This is a genomic window from Rickettsia conorii str. Malish 7 (assembly GCF_000007025.1).
GTDB lineage: Bacteria > Pseudomonadota > Alphaproteobacteria > Rickettsiales > Rickettsiaceae > Rickettsia > Rickettsia rickettsii.
Window position 1 is genome coordinate 334,331 of sequence record NC_003103.1, and the last position, 17,041, is coordinate 351,371.

Genomic DNA, 17,041 nt, shown 5'->3' on the forward strand with positions numbered 1-17,041 from the left:
GAGCTATGCACCAAGGCCGCTTTTAGTTAGGAATTACAATGGATTTAATAAGAAAGGAAAAAACGTGCATAAATATCAAACACATTGGGTAGAACACTCTATAGTCAAAATATTAAGTAGTACCGGTAAAAAGCATATAGCATTAATGGCAGGCGGTATGTCTGCTGAGCGTGAAGTATCGTTAGTGTCAAGCGAAGGAGTTAGTAAAGCTTTAATTGAATTAGGATATAGAGTTACCTTTATTGATATGGGAGCGGATATTGCAGTTAGATTACAAGAAATAAAACCTGATATCGTTTTTAATTGCCTGCACGGTACATATGGTGAAGACGGTTGTTTACCAGGATTACTTAATATAATGCGGATTCCTTATACTCATAGCGGCGTGTTATCTTCAGCTTTAGCATTCGATAAAATACATTCTAGGATCTGGTTTTTAACGAATAATATTAATATGGCAGAAGGCATTGTTGTAAATAAAAGCGATAATATAAAAAATGATCCTATGAAACGACCGTACGTTATTAAGCCTCTTACGCAAGGTTCAAGTATTGGTGTTGAGGTGATATTTGCAGAAGACGATTTTAACTTTGCCGATTATGATTTTCCTTACGGTGATCAGGTAATAATAGAACAATATATAAAAGGGCGAGAATTGCAAGTAGCGGTATTAAACGGCAAAGCTCTTGGAGCTTTAGAGATTAAATTACTAAAGAATCGTTTCTATGATTATGAAACTAAATATACCGAAGGATTTGCTGATCATCTTTGTCCTGCTCCGCTACCTGCTAATTTATATGAGAAATTACTTATAGAATCAGAAAAAATTTATAAAACAATGAATTGTAAAGGTCCTGCTAGAGCAGAGTTTATTTTAGAAGAGCAGACAAACAAGTTATATGCTTTGGAGATAAATACTCACCCAGGTATGATGCCTTTATCAATAGTGCCGGAAATTGCAGCTTATGCAGGGATAAATTTTACTAACTTAATTGAAGAAATTATAAAGACGGCAAGCTTTGAATCATGAGAAAAAAAACAAGCTCCAATAAAAAAAAACAAACAAAAAAAACTAATAATATCTCATTACGCCGAAAATTAGGACTAATGTACAAAAAAGCAATATTAGGGCTTAAGATTGCTTTAATTATCTTTGTATGTCTATTTGTTTTTACAAAATATTTTGCCGGCATAAAAACCTACTTAACAACAAATATATACCAAACAACAACAAAACTTGGGTTTAAACTTGAGAATGTTATCATTGAAGGACAGCAAAATGTCGATGAGCCTACAATATTAAAGGTTTTAAATGCGAATAAGGGCAGTCCTATTTTTGCTCTTAAATTAGACGAAATTAGAAATAATTTAAAGAAAAATAAATGGATCAAGGAAGTATATGTCAGTAGAAGATTACCAAATACGGTATATATAAAATTATTTGAAAGAGAACCTATTGCTATTTGGCAAATTAATAATCAGCTTTTCTTAGTCGATGAAGAAGGTTACGAAATTAGTAAAAATATTCAACCTTTTCCTCATTTATTACATGTTGTAGGGGAAGGGGCGAATATCTATGCAGGTACATTAGTATTAGAGCTGCAGAAATATCCGGCATTAATGAATAAAACTTCAGCTGCTGTAAGACTTGGAGATAGAAGGTGGGATTTAAATCTTAAAGGTAATATAAGTATTAAGTTACCTGAAAAAGAGTTTGAAGAAGCATTAAAATATGTCGATGCACTAAATAAAGCTAATAAGCTATTTAACCAAAATTATAAGGTTTTGGATTTAAGGGATAAGAATAAGTATTATATAGAGAAGTACTGAGAATCGTCATTGCGAAGAGAAACGTAGTTTCGACGTGGTACTCTTGTCAAGCATCCTGAGCTTGCTTCGTCTCATTACTTTGTAATTCTTCGCGCAATGACGTTTTTGGAATAACAAGCATAAAAAAATGAAAGAGAAAATATCAAATTTTGTTACACTTGATTGCGGTAGTAGTAAGATTGCCGTAATTGCTGCCTATATTAGTAAAAAAGGTGAAATTAAAGTAGCTAGCCAAAATTTGCATCATTCTAAAGGTATTAAATCAGGAGTTATATCAGATTTAAAAAATGCTGAAACTAGCATTGTTTCAGCAATTTACGCACTTGAAAAAGATTGCGGTAAAAATATAAAAAAAGTTATATTATCGTTATCAGGTGCCGACACTAAATCTTATTATATTAATTATACAATTAAAGTTAACGGGCAAACCGTAACGCAGCAGGATATTAAAAAGTTACTACAAAAAGCATTACTTGAATTTAAAGTTAAAAACCAGGAAATTATTCATTATTTTCCTCTTGAATTTACCCTTGATAATAATTCAGTCGAGAATCCTATAGGTATGTACGGTAGAGAACTTAGTTGTGAATTACATATTATTGCTGCTAGTTCAAATATATTATCAAATATTGTACAATGCTTCGCTAAATGTCATGTTGAAGTCACAAATATTACTCTAGCAATTTATGCTTCTGCTATTAGCTGTCTTACGAATGATGAAAAAAATCTAGGTTCGCTTATCATCGACATGGGGGATAAAACTACCTCTTTCGGCATTTTTTTTGCCGGTAAATTAATATATACGGGGTATGTAAATATAGGTAGTTTTCATATTAGCTCGGATATTGCTAAAGTCTTTGGTATTGATCTTGTTACGGCAGAGAAATTAAAAATTTTATACGGTAATGCAATGATACCTTTATTTGAGAAAGATAGTATTGTAAATATGGAGGATTTTCAGGTTGATACTCATCATACTTTAAATACTTCCGTAACAATTTATAAATTGGCTGAGGTAATAAGAGCAAGAGCCGAAGAAATATTATCAATGGTAAAAGCCGAATATGATAAAGCAACAAAAGGGCAGGTTGAAGTTTTTAGAGTTGTAATTACCGGCGGCGGGTCTCAGCTTAGAGGACTTAAAGAGCTTTCAAATAAAATTTTTGAAAAACAGAGTAGAATCGGTAAACCGGAGATTATTGCCGGTTTTATAGAAGACTATAATCCGGCTATGTATTCAGCAACTATAGGAATGCTAAAAATTCATGCTCTAAAACAGCAAAAAGAATTTGCTCATATTAGACTTGATGCAAATAGTAGCTTCTTTAAAAAAGCTTTTGATTGGTTTAAAGAGAATATTTAGAGAGGCTGCCCGCGTTGGACTGGAAAATGCATTTAGTGTCATTCCCGCTTCCGTGGGAATGACATAAAATGATCCACGCAACAATACCTACTTGCAATGAGGAATTGTATTTACGCGGGCAATGTCATTTAGAAATATTTTGCTAAGAATTATTATTAGGTTTTTCTCTAGAACAAATTAGTACATTCCCTTTAACTTCGATAATAAAAAGTCGGTCGCCTGTTTTTGCATCGATTTCATTTGGAACAAGGTAAGCATTCATAATAGCACCGGACCATCTTACTTGTCCTATAGTATCAGAAGAAACTGTAGCACTATAAACCTGTACCGTTTTGCCTATCATATCCGAGTAATTTTTTGTTTTATCAGTTTTATTATAAACATATTTTTTAAGAGGATAATATAATATGCAAAACCAAATAAGTGATAATATACCAAAAAATGTTATTTGATTTGTTAAGTTAACTAGAGGGTAGTTATATACCACAAGAGTGTTTGATAACGCTCCAAGCCCAAAGAATAAGAATCCAATACTTGGAACTGTAAAGAATTCAACAACTATGCAAATTATACCTATTATTAACCATATTTCGGTGAGATAATTATTTATCATGAACATAAGTTTTTAAAAATAATATTACGTCAGCTATGTCTTGTGGTTTTGAGATACCGGCAAAGGACATTTTAGTTCCTGGTGCATAGCTACTTGGTTTATGTAAGAAAGCAAATAAACTATCATCATCCCATACGCCGCCAAGTTTTGATAGAGCAGGGGAATATTTATAGTCTGCTATGCTTGCTTTTGGTCTGCCTGTGACATCCCAAAGATGCGGTCCTAGTTTATTTGGACCGTCTTTATCAAGAGAATGACACATTAAACATTTCTTGGCTATTTCACGACCGTTATCGGCGTTAGCAGTCTTCATTAATTCCGGTATATTTACCGGTGCTTGCTCTAGTGCGGTAGTATTTTGATTTTCTGATGATTCTTGAACCGCAACGCTGTAGCCGCGATGTTGTAACTCTAGAGTGGGCTTGTATAATATATTTGCAACAAATCCAACCATCATAGCAATTAAACTAGCAAATAAGATGGCTGCAACAATTTTATTTAATTCTTTTCCAGACATTTATTTTGTTTTTTTTATTAGAATTTATACTATAATTTCAGTTGTAAGAGAAGTTAATTAAATAAATAAAAGAAAAATTTATAAAAATATTTGTTCTTTGGAGAGAAAAATAAATGTCAAAAAAATCAAGGGTTAGAAAAATATTTAATAAGTTAAAATCTTATTGGACTAGTTTTAGACAAAGTAAAATCGGTAAAATATTATTTAGCAATAGTTTAAGTTATGCAGTTTCCATAGCTTCTATAGCAATTGCAGTTTCTGGACTTTTTACTCCTATATCACCGATAATTATAGCTGTAGCTGTTGTTTCAGGAGTTAGCGTAGGAATTCAAGCTGTAAATGAGACTTTGAAAGTGCATGATTTGCGTAAATTTCATAAAGAGAATAATTTATTAGTACATAACAGAAATGCTAAAAGTCAGCAAGATTATATATTATCATTAGAACCGAGCTTAAAAGATATTTTGAAAAATGAATTATATACGCCGCAAACGGCAGGTAAGGATGCTACTCAAGATAAGTATGAGTTAAATGTAAATAAATTGAAAAGTACAGGACGAATATTTGGCAATAATTTAGGTGGAGCCGCAAATTTGGCCGCTTCTATTATTAAAGGTGCGAGCGGTAATGTGCTTGATATATTAAGAGCTACGGGTTACGGTGTAGTTACGACCGCATCATTAATTATCGACGGTCTTACTGAAAAGGAAAAAATAGAAATAAAAGCAATATTTAAATTAAATATAAATGAAGAATATAAAAAACAAGATACTCCTATATATAAAAATTTAGAACAATTAGAGAATTATACTAAGAATCAAGTATTGCAAACATTAGCTTTAAAAAAATTAATAACGGATAAGAATTATTGGAGTATGAATAAAGACCAAACAATACAAAAATTTCGAGAAATAATAGGCAGTTTTAATTCTGAAATAAAAAGAAACGGTTTAGAAGAATTTTTTAGAGAAAATAAAATAACAATGGATAATAGCAAAGAGAGCTATGTTAAAGATATTAAAAATGTAATGAATCCATTTTATGAAAATCCTAGTAAAGCCGAAGGATATAATCCTTTAACTAAAGCTATGGATAAAGATAAAGTTAATAATGCTGAAATAAAAAGGACAAAAAGTGAAAATTTAAAAAGGATGCAAAAAAGAAAGCGAAATTTAACAATATGAAATGATTATTATAACTCACTGCTAGTTACAAATTTGTAAGAGGTAGTATCGCTAAATATTCTATGCAATAGTTCATTATTAAGAGCATGGCTAGTTTTGTAGCCTTTAATTGCACTTACAATGCTAGTGCCGTTGGTATATAAATCACCGAATAAATCTAATAGTTTATGGCGAACAAATTCATCTTCATAACGTAAGCCGTTTGGGTTTAAGATTTTATCCTGCTCATCTATTCCTATAGCATTCTCAAATGAGGCACCTTGGGCAAGCCCTTTGCTTTTCAAATAATCAACATCTCTTATAAAGCCAAAAGTTCTAGCATCCGCAATATTTTTAGTAAAAGATTCTTGATCCCTAAAACTTAGATTTTGTCTGCCTATAGCTTTACTACTAAAATCAATGGTTAAATCTACAGTCATGTGATCGGAAGGAGTACAATATAATTCACAATCTTTATGAACTACTTTTATATCTTTTAAAATTTTTAGATATTTTTTAGGAGCATTTTGTAATTTTTTTCCTGCACACTCAATCATAAACACAAAAGGTTTACTACTGCCGTCCATAATTGGTACTTCAGGACCGTCAATTTTAATAATTGCATTATCAATGCTGCATCCCCAAAGTGCTGCCATTAAATGTTCAATTGTTGAAATTTGAACTTTATGATCATTACTGATAGTGGTAGATAACAAGGTATCGGAAACATTGAAATAGCTAGCTTCAATATAATTATTTTCAGAAGATATATCGGTTCTAATGAATATAATTCCGGTATTTTCTTTAGTGGGCTCTATAGTTAACTGGGTACGTTTTCCTGAGTGGACCCCGATTCCGTAACAACTAACCGGTTTTAATAATGTACTTTGCTGCATTTTAGGCATTGTAAAAATATATTTAAATATTAATATTTAATGCCAAATTATACAAGTTATATTATGTTACAGAATATTACACATATACTCGATGAACTTCAAAAATTGGCTGTCTCATCCTACAAGAGTTGCGATACTCACGTATTAAGTATACGCGCCGCTCCTCACCTTGTGGATTCCTTGCTCTTTTTGAAGTTGGTCTTCCTCTGTTAGTATAAGACTTCTTGACTTGCTAATAAGGAGAAATTTGAAGGAGACACGGAACGCAGAACCGCAGCGTACACGCAAGTAACGTGAGGATTCGAGTACCGGACGTACAAATTACCTTTATTAGAAAGTTATGCAAGAAGTCTTATTAAAATCTATATAATGTATACTTAATAAAATACCAAAAATGATAAGCTACAAAACTACCGACTACGGCACAAACAGAAAATAAGAAATCACTGCCGTTAATAGTGCCGTAAGGTACATGAGATGATAAAGCTCCGGCATATGTACCGATGCTGCACATTGAAAAATACGAAAATAAAGCTGTTCTAAGTTCGTAATCCCTAAATTTATCAATTAGTATTAAAATATTGCAAATATAAATGGATCCTAAACAACTACCGATTAGTATTATATATAATATATTAAGGTTTTTATTAGTTCCATGAAGCGGTAGTAAAATAAAGCAGACGAGCAGAATTATAGTTAGTGATAAATTAGCCAAATATTTATTTACTTTGCTTAATATATAGCATATAGGAATTATAGAAAAACATATTGCTAGAAAAATATATTTTAGTATAAGTCTTAAATTAATTAATGCTAATTCTTTCTTTAATGCAAAAGCTTCATAATACCATAATATATCCAAGGTGACATAAGCAACTACGAAGCCTGTCAATAATTGTAATTCGACATTTTTTATTAAGGATGAAAATTTGGAATTTAAATTTAATTTATGAGATGTAGGATTATAATGCAGAAATTCGGTTAGTATATTGATACAATATAACAATGCACAAATTACTATAGTATTATTTGTCGGTGTTATAAATGGATTTAATAAATCTACCATTAAGTTTCCACCTGCCCATAACAACATTATACAAGCTAAAAAAAAATATTTCTTTTCTTTGCTACTCTCAATAATATCTAATGTTATAGAAGTGAAATATGAAAATGTTCCAAAATTAATTACAATAAAATTAATTTTAATTAGAGTATAATTATTTAATAAAATTAGGTTTATTGTACAAATAATTAATAAAGATAAGCTAATTAAAATAATTTTTTGATTACTTAACTTATTAATTAACTGTGTTAAGGCAAAGCCTGCGATTATCGAACCTATAAATTTAGTTTGATTGATATGATTTATTTGTTCTCCGCCTAGATTTTTATTTAGCAGTAAAAAGATTTTAAAATTATAAAAATTTATAGTATTGATACAGGAAAAAATAAATATTCCCAAAAGTGAGAAAAAAATAGTTTTGTAATCGTTTTTTAAAGTCATAAATTAAGTGTTTGCTAAACATAAATACATGGTATATAACTCATAATTATAATGATTAAGATTATTATCTTAAAAATTAAAGAGATTCATAATTCCATTATTTAAGTATATATGGATAGTTATTAGATTATCAGCTTTTAATTAAGTATGGTAGTCTTATTTGTAATTTGTATATAATTATTGTTGAATTTTAAAAAAATTAATGAATTAAATAATATGAAAATATTTTAATGTAAGAAAAATAATAATATATTTTTTAGTATTTTAAAGAGGTGTTATTTGAAGTTTATCTAGAATTTCATTTTTGCTCTTTACTCATAGATAAATTATCTATTTAAATAAATTAATACAAGATAAACAATGATTTTTCTTAAGATACAAGCATTATATTAATTATTTGTTCTTCAAGTTAGTGAGCAAGATAAATGAATAAAAAGATTATAATTGATGCTAATTTTCCAAGCGAAACAAGAGTAGTTTTATTAGGACAAAGCAACAATATAGAAGATATTGAATTTCAAACAACCGTAAGACAACAAAATAAAGGTAACATTTATTTAGCAAAAGTTACAAGAATAGAACCGTCGCTACAAGCTGTTTTTATAGAGTACGGAATGGATAAAAGCGGTTTTTTACCGTTTAGTGAAATCCATCCTAATTATTACAATTTGCCTACCTCGGAGAGAAATTTTCCGGTTAATGCTTTTCCTGAAATAGCTCTTTCAAATATTACGGTTGAGGATAATAAAGAGAAACCGGCTGCTATATATGATTCTTTGGTTGATAGTGAAGAAATTGACCTAAAAACCATAGAAGATTTAGTAGAGAGTACATTCCAGTCAGAACTTAATTTAGAAGCGGCTGATGATATTGAAATGATTCAAAGCGGTACCCCTGAGTCAAATATTCCGCAATATAAACAATATAAAGTTCAAGAAGTAATAAGAAAAAACCAAATATTATTAGTGCAGGTTACTAAGGAAGAACGAGGAAATAAGTGCGCCGCTTTTACTACTTATATATCCTTGGCTGGTAAATATTGTGTTTTAATGCCTAATAAAGGTTCGCAAAACGGTATATCGCGTAAAATATCAAACGGGGAAGAAAGAAAAAGACTGAAAGATATTTTAAATAAAATAGTAAGCGGTGACAAAAATGCTTATAGCGTCATTGTTAGAACCGCAGGTAGAGGAAGTAGCACCTTAGATTTAAAGAAAGACTATAATTATTTAGCAAGGTTATGGAATAAAATTCGTAAAAGTACTATTAAATTTCCGGCTCCGTGTTTTATTCATGAGGAAGATAGTATAATACGTAAAACCATACGTGATATGTGCGATCACAATGTTAAAGAGGTGGTAATTCAAGGACAAGAGGGTTATGCAGATGCTTCAAAATTTATGCAGGATTTATTACCTTCAGAGCTTGTAAAGCTGAAAGAGCATAAAAGTAAAACTCCTATATTTACTAAGTTTCAAGTAGAAGAGCAATTAGTTAAATTATATCAGCCTGTAGTGACGTTACCTTCAGGAGGATATATCGTTATTAATCCCACGGAAGCTCTTATTGCAATTGATGTAAATTCCGGTAAATCAACTTCTGAACAAAATATTGAAGAAACGGCACTAAAAACTAATTTAGAAGCAGCCAAAGAAGTAGCAAAGCAAGTAAAGCTTAGAGATCTATCAGGTTTGATAGTTGTTGATTTTATAGACATGAGCGAAGCTAAGAATCGTAAAATTATTGAACGATCCTTTAAAGAGTTTTTAAGTCGTGATCGTGCTCGTATACAAACCGGTAATATTAGTCAGTTTGGACTACTTGAATTCTCAAGGCAGAGATTACGTTCTTCTTTCTTAGAAACTAATTCGGCAATTTGTTCTCATTGTAACGGTAAAGGAGTCATTAGAGCAAGTGACGCTAATGCTATGTTAATTTTACGTACTATAGAGAATGAAATTTTTGAAGAAAGAATTGATGTAATAAATGTTTTTACCAATATCGTTTCAGTTCTTTATCTACTTAATAATAAACGTACTGAGATAAAATTTATTGAAGAAAAATATAATATAAAGCTTAATTTTTATTCCGATCCTAATGCTACATCAGATAGTTATTCGATTGAAAAAGTGAAGCTGTTCAAGAAAAATAACAATAATTTTAATTCTGTTAAGCCGGTAATTCAGAATCATAATGCCGATTATACTGAAGAAGAGCTGAAAAAAGAACAGTTACGCAAAAATAAACATAAATGGAAAACAGCTAATAATAGTAATAATGTTGCTAATGAAGTAAAAGATAAGAGTTTAGAGGCAGAAGAATCGGTGGAGCAAACCGTAAGCGTTGTGGAAGAGGTGCAAGTTGTAGAAAGTAATGCCGGCTTAGAAGAAGCACAAGCTGCTCCAAAAAAGACAAAACGTAGATATCGTAATAAAACATCAAATAAGAAATGTCCTTCTAATACCGTCGAAGATACGGAAAAGAATGCAGAGTCTTGATTTGAGGGCTAATATAATATGTTATTCCTGCGAAAGCAGGAATCCAGTACTCCTTAATGTCACCCCGTGGTCAAGCCCACGGGGTCCATAAAAATAATAAAAAATACTAATAATATTAGTATTTTTAGCTGGATCCCGCACTCAAGTCGCGGGATGATAAATGATAAACCTATCCACGCCACAAGGCATACGCGGGGATGACATAGCAATGCTGTAATGACGCGATAAAAAACATAAACTTAAAATAAAAGTGCAGAAAAGTTTAATTACAAAATGGTTGTGTATAAGTTGTATAATGGTCATAGCGACGCTTGTTATAGGGGGGATAACAAGGCTTACCGGTTCTGGTTTATCTATAGTTGAGTGGCGTCCGGTAACCGGTATTTTGCCGCCTTTTAGTTTTGAAAGCTGGCAATCGGAATTTGCTAAATATAAAGCTTTTCCTGAATATAACTCCGTTAATTACGGAATTACTTTATCACAGTTTAAGTTTATTTATCTGTTAGAGTTTATACATCGATTACTCGGTAGAATTACAGCTTTAATATATATTGTACCTTTAATATATTTTTATTTTAAAGATGTTATAAAAAATCGTGATATGCTACCTTATATAATTGCTTTGTTGTTATTTTGCGTACAAGGCTTTATAGGGTGGTATATGGTTAAAAGCGGCTTGTTGAATAGCCCGTATGTTAGTCATTTTCGACTTGCTTTTCATTTAATTATCGCCGTAATTATTTATCACATACTTTTTTATCAACTAATAAAAAATCGTTGTGATATTTTGTTAATCCCGTCACAAACAGATTTTAAATTACCATTAATATTTTCCGGTATTGCTATTACTGTAGTATATGTGCAAATTTTTTTAGGTGCTTTAGTTGCAGGGCTTGATGCAGGGCTGATATATAATAGTTTTCCGCTAATGGATGATAGATTTATCCCGATGGAGATAAAAGATAATTTCTTTGATCTTAAAAATTGGTATGATCCGGTTTTTATACAATTCATACATCGTTTAGTCGGCTATAGCGTATTTTTGGTTGTTGTAGTTTTGATAAGTTGCTTGTTAAAAATAGAGCATCCGAAATTAAATAAGATAGCGTATTTTCTAATGATTGCATTATTTATGCAGGTATCTACCGGAATACTTACTCTTTTATACTCTGTACCTATAATAATTGCCTCTATACATCAGCTTTTTGCTATAATCCTTTTATCTATAATAATTTGGTGCTATTTTTTAATAAAAAGTTCCTAATTTATTAAAAATATGATCATCGATGTCAATACTCCTATTTCTTCTAGATTAGATAAATATTTAAAACGTCTATATCCCTTATTGACTCAAGGAGTAATAGAGAAAGCATTACGTCAAAAACAAATTACCGTTAATGCTCAGAAAGCAGAAGCGAGTTTAAGAGTAAAGGGCGGCGATAAAATTTTTATTAACGATAAGTTTAATTTACCTGTTAAGCAACCTGAAAAATTAGTTTTTACCGACGCTGAAATTAAGCTAGCGAAGAAAATTACTACCGATTATTTGATATATGCAGATGATAATTTAATAGCTATAAATAAACCTGCAGGTCTTGCTACTCAAGGCGGCACTAAAATAAATTTATCTATTGACTCTGCATTAAAATATTTGAATTATAAAGGTGCTGATTTTAAGCTAGTACATAGATTAGATAAAAAAACAAGTGGTTTGCTCTTAATAGCCAAAAATTATTTAAGTAGTGTAAAACTTCATAATGCTTTTAAAGAAAAATTGGTTGTAAAAACATATTTTGCCGTAACCTATGGGAAGCCAATTAAAAATGTAGGCGAAGTTAGAAGTAATATAGAAAAGAGTAAAGGAAGTACACCTAAAATTACTGATATTGATAGTGAAAATGGTAAACTTGCCATTACTTATTATAAAGTACTTAAATCACTTGATAATAACTTATTTTTAATTGAATTTACGCCGGTTACAGGTAGAATGCATCAATTAAGGTTGCATGCTAAATTATTAGGTTGTCCGATACTGGGAGATGATAAATATGGTAATAAAGAAATAATGCCATATAGTAAATATATGTTCTTGCATGCTAATAATATATGTTTATCTGAAAAAATTTTTGGTCAAGAGAGTAAGTTAGAAGCAAAATTACCGTTTTATTTTACTAGACGTCTTACATAACTTGCTTCTAAAGGTAATTTGTACGTCGATCCGGTACTCGAATCCTCATGTCAAGTGTACGCTGTGGTTCTGCGTTCCGTGTCTCCTTCAAATTTCTTGTTATTAGCTGCGTTATGTAAGACGTCTATTGATAAGTTTGTGGAGTGTTGCAGTTATGATGCGTAGATATTTGTTATTGTTGCTTTTTTTTATTACTAATTGTATTGATTGTTTTGCAGATATACAGCAAAGAATCAATGAAGCAGAAAAAGAATATATCAGTAATAGATTTTTAAATGCCGTTTTTATGTTTGCCGATGATTATAAACCTTTATTAACCGGTGCTAAAGGAATTTTTGCTTTAAATGGTGAGCAATTAAAAGCAAATGAAATGATGCCTATTGTTTCTGCTACAAAGCCTTTTACAGCAGCGGGAATCTTAAAATTACAAGAACAGGCATTATTAAATATTAACGATAAAATTTATAAATATCTTGATCCGGAAATGTGGGGTGGAAAAGTGCCGGATTGGGCATATAAAATATCTATCCATAATTTATTAACGCATAGTAGCGGTATTGCTGAATATTTTAGTTTTGTTAAACTTGATTTAAATATGCCTAAGAAAGAGATTCACAAGAAAATATTACAATTTGTTTCTTCTAAACCTTTAGAAATATCTATAGGGAAAAAATTTAAATATAGTAATACTAATTTTGTTATACTCGGTATGATTATAGAAAAGGTGGCTAAAAAAGATTTAGCTAACTTTTTTTATGATGAATTTTTTAAACCGCTTAATATGAAATCTACTAGTTTTGCTTCATATAGTGAAGCCGCTAGAATCCAAAAAAACGTTATTAGTTCTAATTATCCGGTAAGATATTTTTTAACGCCTAATAATAGTAATAAACCTATATTTACTCCTGTAACTGCTGATTTTTTAGCAGTTCCTTGTGCTGACGGTGGTATAATATCAACACCGGTTGATCTTATTAGATGGTATAGGGCATTAAATGAGGAGAAAATTCTTTCTAAGAAGTCGTATAAACTTATGACTACTAAATATTTTTTAGCACAAGATATAGAAGGGCGTAAGTCTTATATGGGTTACGGTATTTTTCTTACTGATCTTGATTCTAAACGTTTAATGATTCATTATACGGGAAAGGCCCTTGGAATACAAAGTGAAGCAGGATATGTTTTGCCTGATAATCTTTATTTTGCTATACTCAGTAATACTATGATAAAAATTCCTGAAGAAGAAAAAGATAAAATTGACATGAAAAATCCTTTAAATCAACTTGGAATAATTTATTTTAGAGATGCAATAATAGGGGCAGCTATAAAAAATTAAATAGACTTGTTGTGTAACCTATCTTATAAAGAGGAATTTGAAAGAAACACGGAACGCAGCACCGCAGCGTACACTTAGTACGTGAGGATGCGAGTACCGGATTGACATACAAATTACCTGTAGAAGGAGGTTATACAACAAGTCTAATGAAGATAGTTACTTGGAATATTAATTCATTGCGTCTACGGATCGATTTATTAAGAAAATTAGCATATGAACATCAGCCGGATATTATTTTACTTCAAGAAACAAAGGTAGCTGACTCATTATTTCCTCTTGAAGTTATTAAAAATATAGGCTATGAACATGTAATATATTCAGGACAGAAATCATATAACGGTGTTGCTATTATTTCAAAATTTCCTTTGAATAATGTTTTTTCATTGGAGTTATATAATAGTGATAAAAGGCATATAGCAGCTATAGTTAATGATATAGAAATACATAATTTTTATGTTCCTGCCGGCGGTGATATACCTGATATCGAGGTAAATACAAAATTTAAGCATAAGCTCGAATATGTAAGGTTAATGCAGGAATGGTTAACGACTAACCGTACTAAAAACGATAAAATGATTATTGTTGGGGACTTGAACATTGCTCCGCATGAACATGATGTATGGTCTAGTAAGCAGTTGCGAAATGTTATCAGCCATACCGATATTGAACGCTCGTTATTGGTAGAGCTACAAAATGCGTTAGGTTTTATTGATAGTAGCAGACATTTCGTATCGCTTGACGAAAAATTTTATACTTGGTGGAGTTATAGAAATATAGATTGGAAAAAATCTAACAGAGGTAGAAGACTTGATCATATTTGGGTTAGCGATAATTTAAAAGGTGCATTATTTTCTATGCATTTACTATCAGAAGCACGTGATTGGTCTTCACCTTCGGATCATGTACCATATTTTGTGACTTTTAATTTACAGATGTCATCCCGTGGTCAAGCCACGGGATGACAATAGTCTTAAGGAGTAATTAGTGGATATTAAGTTAGGAAAATATAAGCCGACAAAGGAAGAATATATAAAAAGCTTTAAAGATATGCTCCTACTGCGTCGTTTTGAAGAAAAATGCGGTCAGTTATACGGAATGGGAGAAATCGGTGGTTTTTGTCATTTATATATAGGGCAAGAAGCAGTAATTTCTGCGATAGATATGGTTAAACAAAAAGGTGATAGCACTATTACTAGCTATCGTGACCATGCTCATATTATTTTAGCAGGCACTGAGCCTAAGTATGTTCTTGCCGAGCTTATGGGGCGTGCTACAGGTTGCTCGAAAGGTAAGGGTGGCTCGATGCATTTATTTAATGTACCAAACAAATTTTACGGTGGACACGGTATAGTAGGGGCTCAAGTACCGATAGGTACAGGGCTTGCGTTTGTTGAAAAATATAACGATACGCATAATATCTGTTTTACTTTTTTAGGTGACGGTGCCGTTAATCAAGGTCAGGTATATGAAGCTTTTAATATGGCTGCTTTATGGGGTTTGCCGGTAGTTTATATTATTGAAAATAATGAATATTCGATGGGGACGTCTGTAGCACGTTCTACCTTTATGCGTGATTTATATAAGAAAGGAGCATCGTTTGGGATTAAAGGATTTCAGCTAGACGGTATGGATTTTGAAGAAATGTATGACGGCTCTAAGCAAGCAGCCGAGTATGTTAGAGAAAATAGCTTTCCTCTGATATTAGAGGTAAAAACTTATCGTTATCGTGGGCATTCGATGTCCGACCCGGCAAAATATCGTAGTAAAGAAGAAGTTGAGCAATATAAAGAGCGTGATCCGTTGGTAATAATAAGAAAAACGATACTCGACAATAAATATGTAACCGAAGCGGATTTAAAAGCAATAGAACAGTCGGTAAAAGAAATTGTGAAAGAAGCAGTAGAATTCTCAGAAAATTCACCGCTACCTGATGAAGGGGAGTTGTATACACAGGTGTACTGTTAAGGCGTCATTGCGAGGAAAAACTGTAAGTTTTGACGAAGCAATCTCAGGAATTTGTTATTATTTCATGAGATTGTCACGCAGCCTACGGCTGCTCGCAATGACGTTTACATAGGCAAGCCTCCTTGCAATAACGTTTAATTTAATCAAATAAAAAAGAAAAATGCAAATAACGGTACGTGAAGCATTGCGTGATGCCATGCAAGAAGAGATGATAAGAGACGACAAGGTTTTCGTCATAGGCGAGGAAGTTGCAGAATATCAAGGAGCTTATAAGGTAACTCAAGGATTACTAGAGCAATTTGGTCCTAAGAGGGTAATTGATACACCGATAACGGAATATGGTTTTGCAGGGCTTGCAGTCGGAGCAGCTTTTGCAGGACTTCGCCCGATCGTAGAGTTTATGACCTTTAACTTTGCTATGCAAGCATTCGATCACATAGTTAATTCAGCTGCAAAAACGCATTACATGTCAGGCGGGCAGGTCAAATGTCCGATAGTATTTAGAGGACCAAACGGAGCAGCAAGTAGAGTAGCTGCACAACATAGCCAAAATTATACAGCTTGCTATTCCCACATTCCGGGATTAAAAGTAGTAGCTCCTTATAGTGCAGAAGATCATAAAGGACTTATGCTTACAGCTATTAGGGACGATAATCCCGTTGTTTTTTTAGAAAATGAAATTTTATACGGTCATAGTTTTGACGTGCCGAAAACAATCGAGCCTATACCCTTTGGTCAGGCAAAAATTTTAAGAGAGGGTAGTAGTGTCACTATAGTAACTTTCTCGATTCAAGTAAAACTTGCCTTAGATGCTGCAAATTTTGTGCAGAATGATAATATTGATTGTGAGGTTATTGATCTTCGCACTATTAAACCGCTTGATACTGAGACAATAATAGAATCAGTGAAAAAAACTAATCGTTTAGTTGTAGTGGAAGAAGGGTGGTTTTTTGCAGGTGTTGGTGCAAGTATAGCTTCTATTGTTATGAAAGAAGCATTTGATTATTTAGATGCTCCGATAGAGATTGTAAGCGGCAAAGATCTTCCCCTTCCTTATGCTGTTAATTTAGAAACACTAGCTCTGCCGAGTGAGAGCGATGTAATAGAAGCCGTTAAAAAGGTTTGTTATTATAGTATTTAATGTATTAGCTTAGTTTTTTCGTCATTG

Annotated in this window: 15 protein-coding genes and 3 pseudogenes; 13 read left to right on the forward strand and 5 right to left on the reverse strand. The window is 31.8% G+C overall.

Translation table 11 applies throughout. The features are described 5' to 3' along the window. Nucleotides 1-64: 64 nt before the first annotated feature. The 3 genes from RC_RS01700 to ftsA all read left to right on the forward strand — a co-directional run bounded on the left by RC_RS01700 (nucleotide 65) and on the right by ftsA (nucleotide 3,193). Nucleotides 65-1,030, forward strand: coding sequence for a D-alanine--D-alanine ligase (locus tag RC_RS01700; protein WP_010976988.1), 966 nt, complete (start codon nucleotides 65-67; stop codon nucleotides 1,028-1,030). After that, entirely contained in the window at nucleotides 1,027-1,830 is an 804-nt protein-coding gene (locus RC_RS01705; protein ID WP_010976989.1) for a cell division protein FtsQ/DivIB, read from the forward strand. The genes RC_RS01700 and RC_RS01705 overlap by 4 nt, the downstream gene beginning before the upstream one ends. A gap of 127 nt (nucleotides 1,831-1,957) precedes the next feature. Next, entirely contained in the window at nucleotides 1,958-3,193 is a 1,236-nt protein-coding gene (ftsA, locus tag RC_RS01710) for a cell division protein FtsA (protein WP_010976990.1), read from the forward strand. Nucleotides 3,194-3,335: 142 nt separating this feature from the next. Here ftsA and RC_RS01715 read toward each other — a convergent pair whose 3' ends face one another. Both RC_RS01715 and RC_RS01720 read right to left on the reverse strand, forming a co-directional pair. Beyond that, entirely contained in the window at nucleotides 3,336-3,812 is a 477-nt protein-coding gene (locus RC_RS01715; RefSeq protein WP_010976991.1) for an NfeD family protein, read from the reverse strand. Then, the gene (locus RC_RS01720; RefSeq protein WP_010976992.1) at nucleotides 3,796-4,323 is read right to left on the reverse strand and encodes a c-type cytochrome; all 528 of its coding nucleotides are present in this window, start codon (nucleotides 4,321-4,323) and stop codon (nucleotides 3,796-3,798) included. The genes RC_RS01715 and RC_RS01720 overlap by 17 nt, the downstream gene beginning before the upstream one ends. A 113-nt stretch (nucleotides 4,324-4,436) precedes the next feature. Here RC_RS01720 and RC_RS01725 point away from each other — a divergent pair, with 113 nt between their 5' ends. After that, the gene (locus RC_RS01725) at nucleotides 4,437-5,507 is read left to right on the forward strand and encodes a hypothetical protein (RefSeq protein WP_010976993.1); all 1,071 of its coding nucleotides are present in this window, start codon (nucleotides 4,437-4,439) and stop codon (nucleotides 5,505-5,507) included. A gap of 8 nt (nucleotides 5,508-5,515) precedes the next feature. Here the strand turns inward: RC_RS01725 and lpxC are convergent, their stop codons facing one another. Beyond that, entirely contained in the window at nucleotides 5,516-6,382 is an 867-nt protein-coding gene (gene lpxC, locus RC_RS01730; protein ID WP_029374439.1) for a UDP-3-O-acyl-N-acetylglucosamine deacetylase, read from the reverse strand. Between the two features lie 231 nt (nucleotides 6,383-6,613). Between lpxC and RC_RS11160 the strand changes: the two are divergent. Beyond that, nucleotides 6,614-6,760 (forward strand): annotated as a pseudogene (locus RC_RS11160) (palindromic element RPE1 domain-containing protein); the annotation flags it as partial. Here RC_RS11160 and RC_RS01735 read toward each other — a convergent pair. Beyond that, nucleotides 6,738-7,886, reverse strand: coding sequence for an MFS transporter (locus RC_RS01735; protein WP_010976996.1), 1,149 nt, complete (start codon nucleotides 7,884-7,886; stop codon nucleotides 6,738-6,740). The pseudogene RC_RS11160 and the gene RC_RS01735 sit on opposite strands and share 23 nt — an antisense overlap. A 425-nt stretch (nucleotides 7,887-8,311) precedes the next feature. Here RC_RS01735 and RC_RS01740 point away from each other — a divergent pair, with 425 nt between their 5' ends. From RC_RS01740 to RC_RS01750, 3 genes are all read left to right on the forward strand, one after another. After that, nucleotides 8,312-10,384 (forward strand): Rne/Rng family ribonuclease, encoded by a 2,073-nt coding sequence (locus RC_RS01740; protein WP_010976997.1) that lies wholly within the window; start codon nucleotides 8,312-8,314, stop codon nucleotides 10,382-10,384. A gap of 250 nt (nucleotides 10,385-10,634) precedes the next feature. Next, nucleotides 10,635-11,648 carry a COX15/CtaA family protein gene (locus RC_RS01745; RefSeq protein ID WP_010976998.1) on the forward strand — a complete coding sequence of 338 codons (1,014 nt, stop codon included), beginning with the start codon at nucleotides 10,635-10,637 and terminating at the stop codon, nucleotides 11,646-11,648. Between the two features lie 12 nt (nucleotides 11,649-11,660). After that, a complete protein-coding gene (locus tag RC_RS01750) occupies nucleotides 11,661-12,572 on the forward strand; it encodes an RluA family pseudouridine synthase (RefSeq protein ID WP_010976999.1) in 912 nt (303 codons plus the stop codon). Here RC_RS01750 and RC_RS08350 read toward each other — a convergent pair. Further along, nucleotides 12,554-12,679: pseudogene (locus RC_RS08350) on the reverse strand (palindromic element RPE1 domain-containing protein); the annotation flags it as partial. The gene RC_RS01750 and the pseudogene RC_RS08350 sit on opposite strands and share 19 nt — an antisense overlap. A 47-nt stretch (nucleotides 12,680-12,726) precedes the next feature. Between RC_RS08350 and RC_RS01755 the strand changes: the two are divergent. From RC_RS01755 to RC_RS01770, 5 genes and pseudogenes are all read left to right on the forward strand, one after another. Continuing rightward, the gene (locus tag RC_RS01755) at nucleotides 12,727-13,908 is read left to right on the forward strand and encodes a serine hydrolase domain-containing protein (RefSeq protein ID WP_016830682.1); all 1,182 of its coding nucleotides are present in this window, start codon (nucleotides 12,727-12,729) and stop codon (nucleotides 13,906-13,908) included. After that, nucleotides 13,909-14,042: pseudogene (locus RC_RS11165) on the forward strand (palindromic element RPE1 domain-containing protein); the annotation flags it as partial. A gap of 12 nt (nucleotides 14,043-14,054) precedes the next feature. Further along, nucleotides 14,055-14,870, forward strand: coding sequence for an exodeoxyribonuclease III (xth, locus tag RC_RS01760; RefSeq protein ID WP_014273305.1), 816 nt, complete (start codon nucleotides 14,055-14,057; stop codon nucleotides 14,868-14,870). Nucleotides 14,871-14,892: 22 nt separating this feature from the next. After that, nucleotides 14,893-15,873, forward strand: a complete 981-nt coding sequence (gene pdhA / locus RC_RS01765) for a pyruvate dehydrogenase (acetyl-transferring) E1 component subunit alpha (RefSeq protein ID WP_010977002.1) — start codon at nucleotides 14,893-14,895, stop codon at nucleotides 15,871-15,873. A 160-nt stretch (nucleotides 15,874-16,033) separates the two neighbouring features. Continuing rightward, on the forward strand, nucleotides 16,034-17,014 hold the full coding sequence (locus RC_RS01770) for a pyruvate dehydrogenase complex E1 component subunit beta (RefSeq protein WP_010977003.1): 981 nt from the start codon (nucleotides 16,034-16,036) through the stop codon (nucleotides 17,012-17,014). Nucleotides 17,015-17,041 lie beyond the last annotated feature (27 nt).

What these genes read in the sequence shown, in the direction of transcription:
- RC_RS01705 (WP_010976989.1), top strand. Translation starts at nt 1,027, where the DNA reads ATGAGAAAAAAAACAAGCTCCAATAAAAAAAAACAAACAAAAAAAACT.
- ftsA (WP_010976990.1), top strand. Translation starts at nt 1,958, where the DNA reads ATGAAAGAGAAAATATCAAATTTTGTTACACTTGATTGCGGTAGTAGT.
- RC_RS01715 (WP_010976991.1), bottom strand. Translation starts at nt 3,812, where the DNA reads ATGTTCATGATAAATAATTATCTCACCGAAATATGGTTAATAATAGGT.
- RC_RS01720 (WP_010976992.1), bottom strand. Translation starts at nt 4,323, where the DNA reads ATGTCTGGAAAAGAATTAAATAAAATTGTTGCAGCCATCTTATTTGCT.
- RC_RS01725 (WP_010976993.1), top strand. Translation starts at nt 4,437, where the DNA reads ATGTCAAAAAAATCAAGGGTTAGAAAAATATTTAATAAGTTAAAATCT.
- lpxC (WP_029374439.1), bottom strand. Translation starts at nt 6,382, where the DNA reads ATGCAGCAAAGTACATTATTAAAACCGGTTAGTTGTTACGGAATCGGG.
- RC_RS01735 (WP_010976996.1), bottom strand. Translation starts at nt 7,886, where the DNA reads ATGACTTTAAAAAACGATTACAAAACTATTTTTTTCTCACTTTTGGGA.
- RC_RS01740 (WP_010976997.1), top strand. Translation starts at nt 8,312, where the DNA reads ATGAATAAAAAGATTATAATTGATGCTAATTTTCCAAGCGAAACAAGA.
- RC_RS01750 (WP_010976999.1), top strand. Translation starts at nt 11,661, where the DNA reads ATGATCATCGATGTCAATACTCCTATTTCTTCTAGATTAGATAAATAT.
- RC_RS01755 (WP_016830682.1), top strand. Translation starts at nt 12,727, where the DNA reads ATGATGCGTAGATATTTGTTATTGTTGCTTTTTTTTATTACTAATTGT.
- xth (WP_014273305.1), top strand. Translation starts at nt 14,055, where the DNA reads ATGAAGATAGTTACTTGGAATATTAATTCATTGCGTCTACGGATCGAT.
- RC_RS01770 (WP_010977003.1), top strand. Translation starts at nt 16,034, where the DNA reads ATGCAAATAACGGTACGTGAAGCATTGCGTGATGCCATGCAAGAAGAG.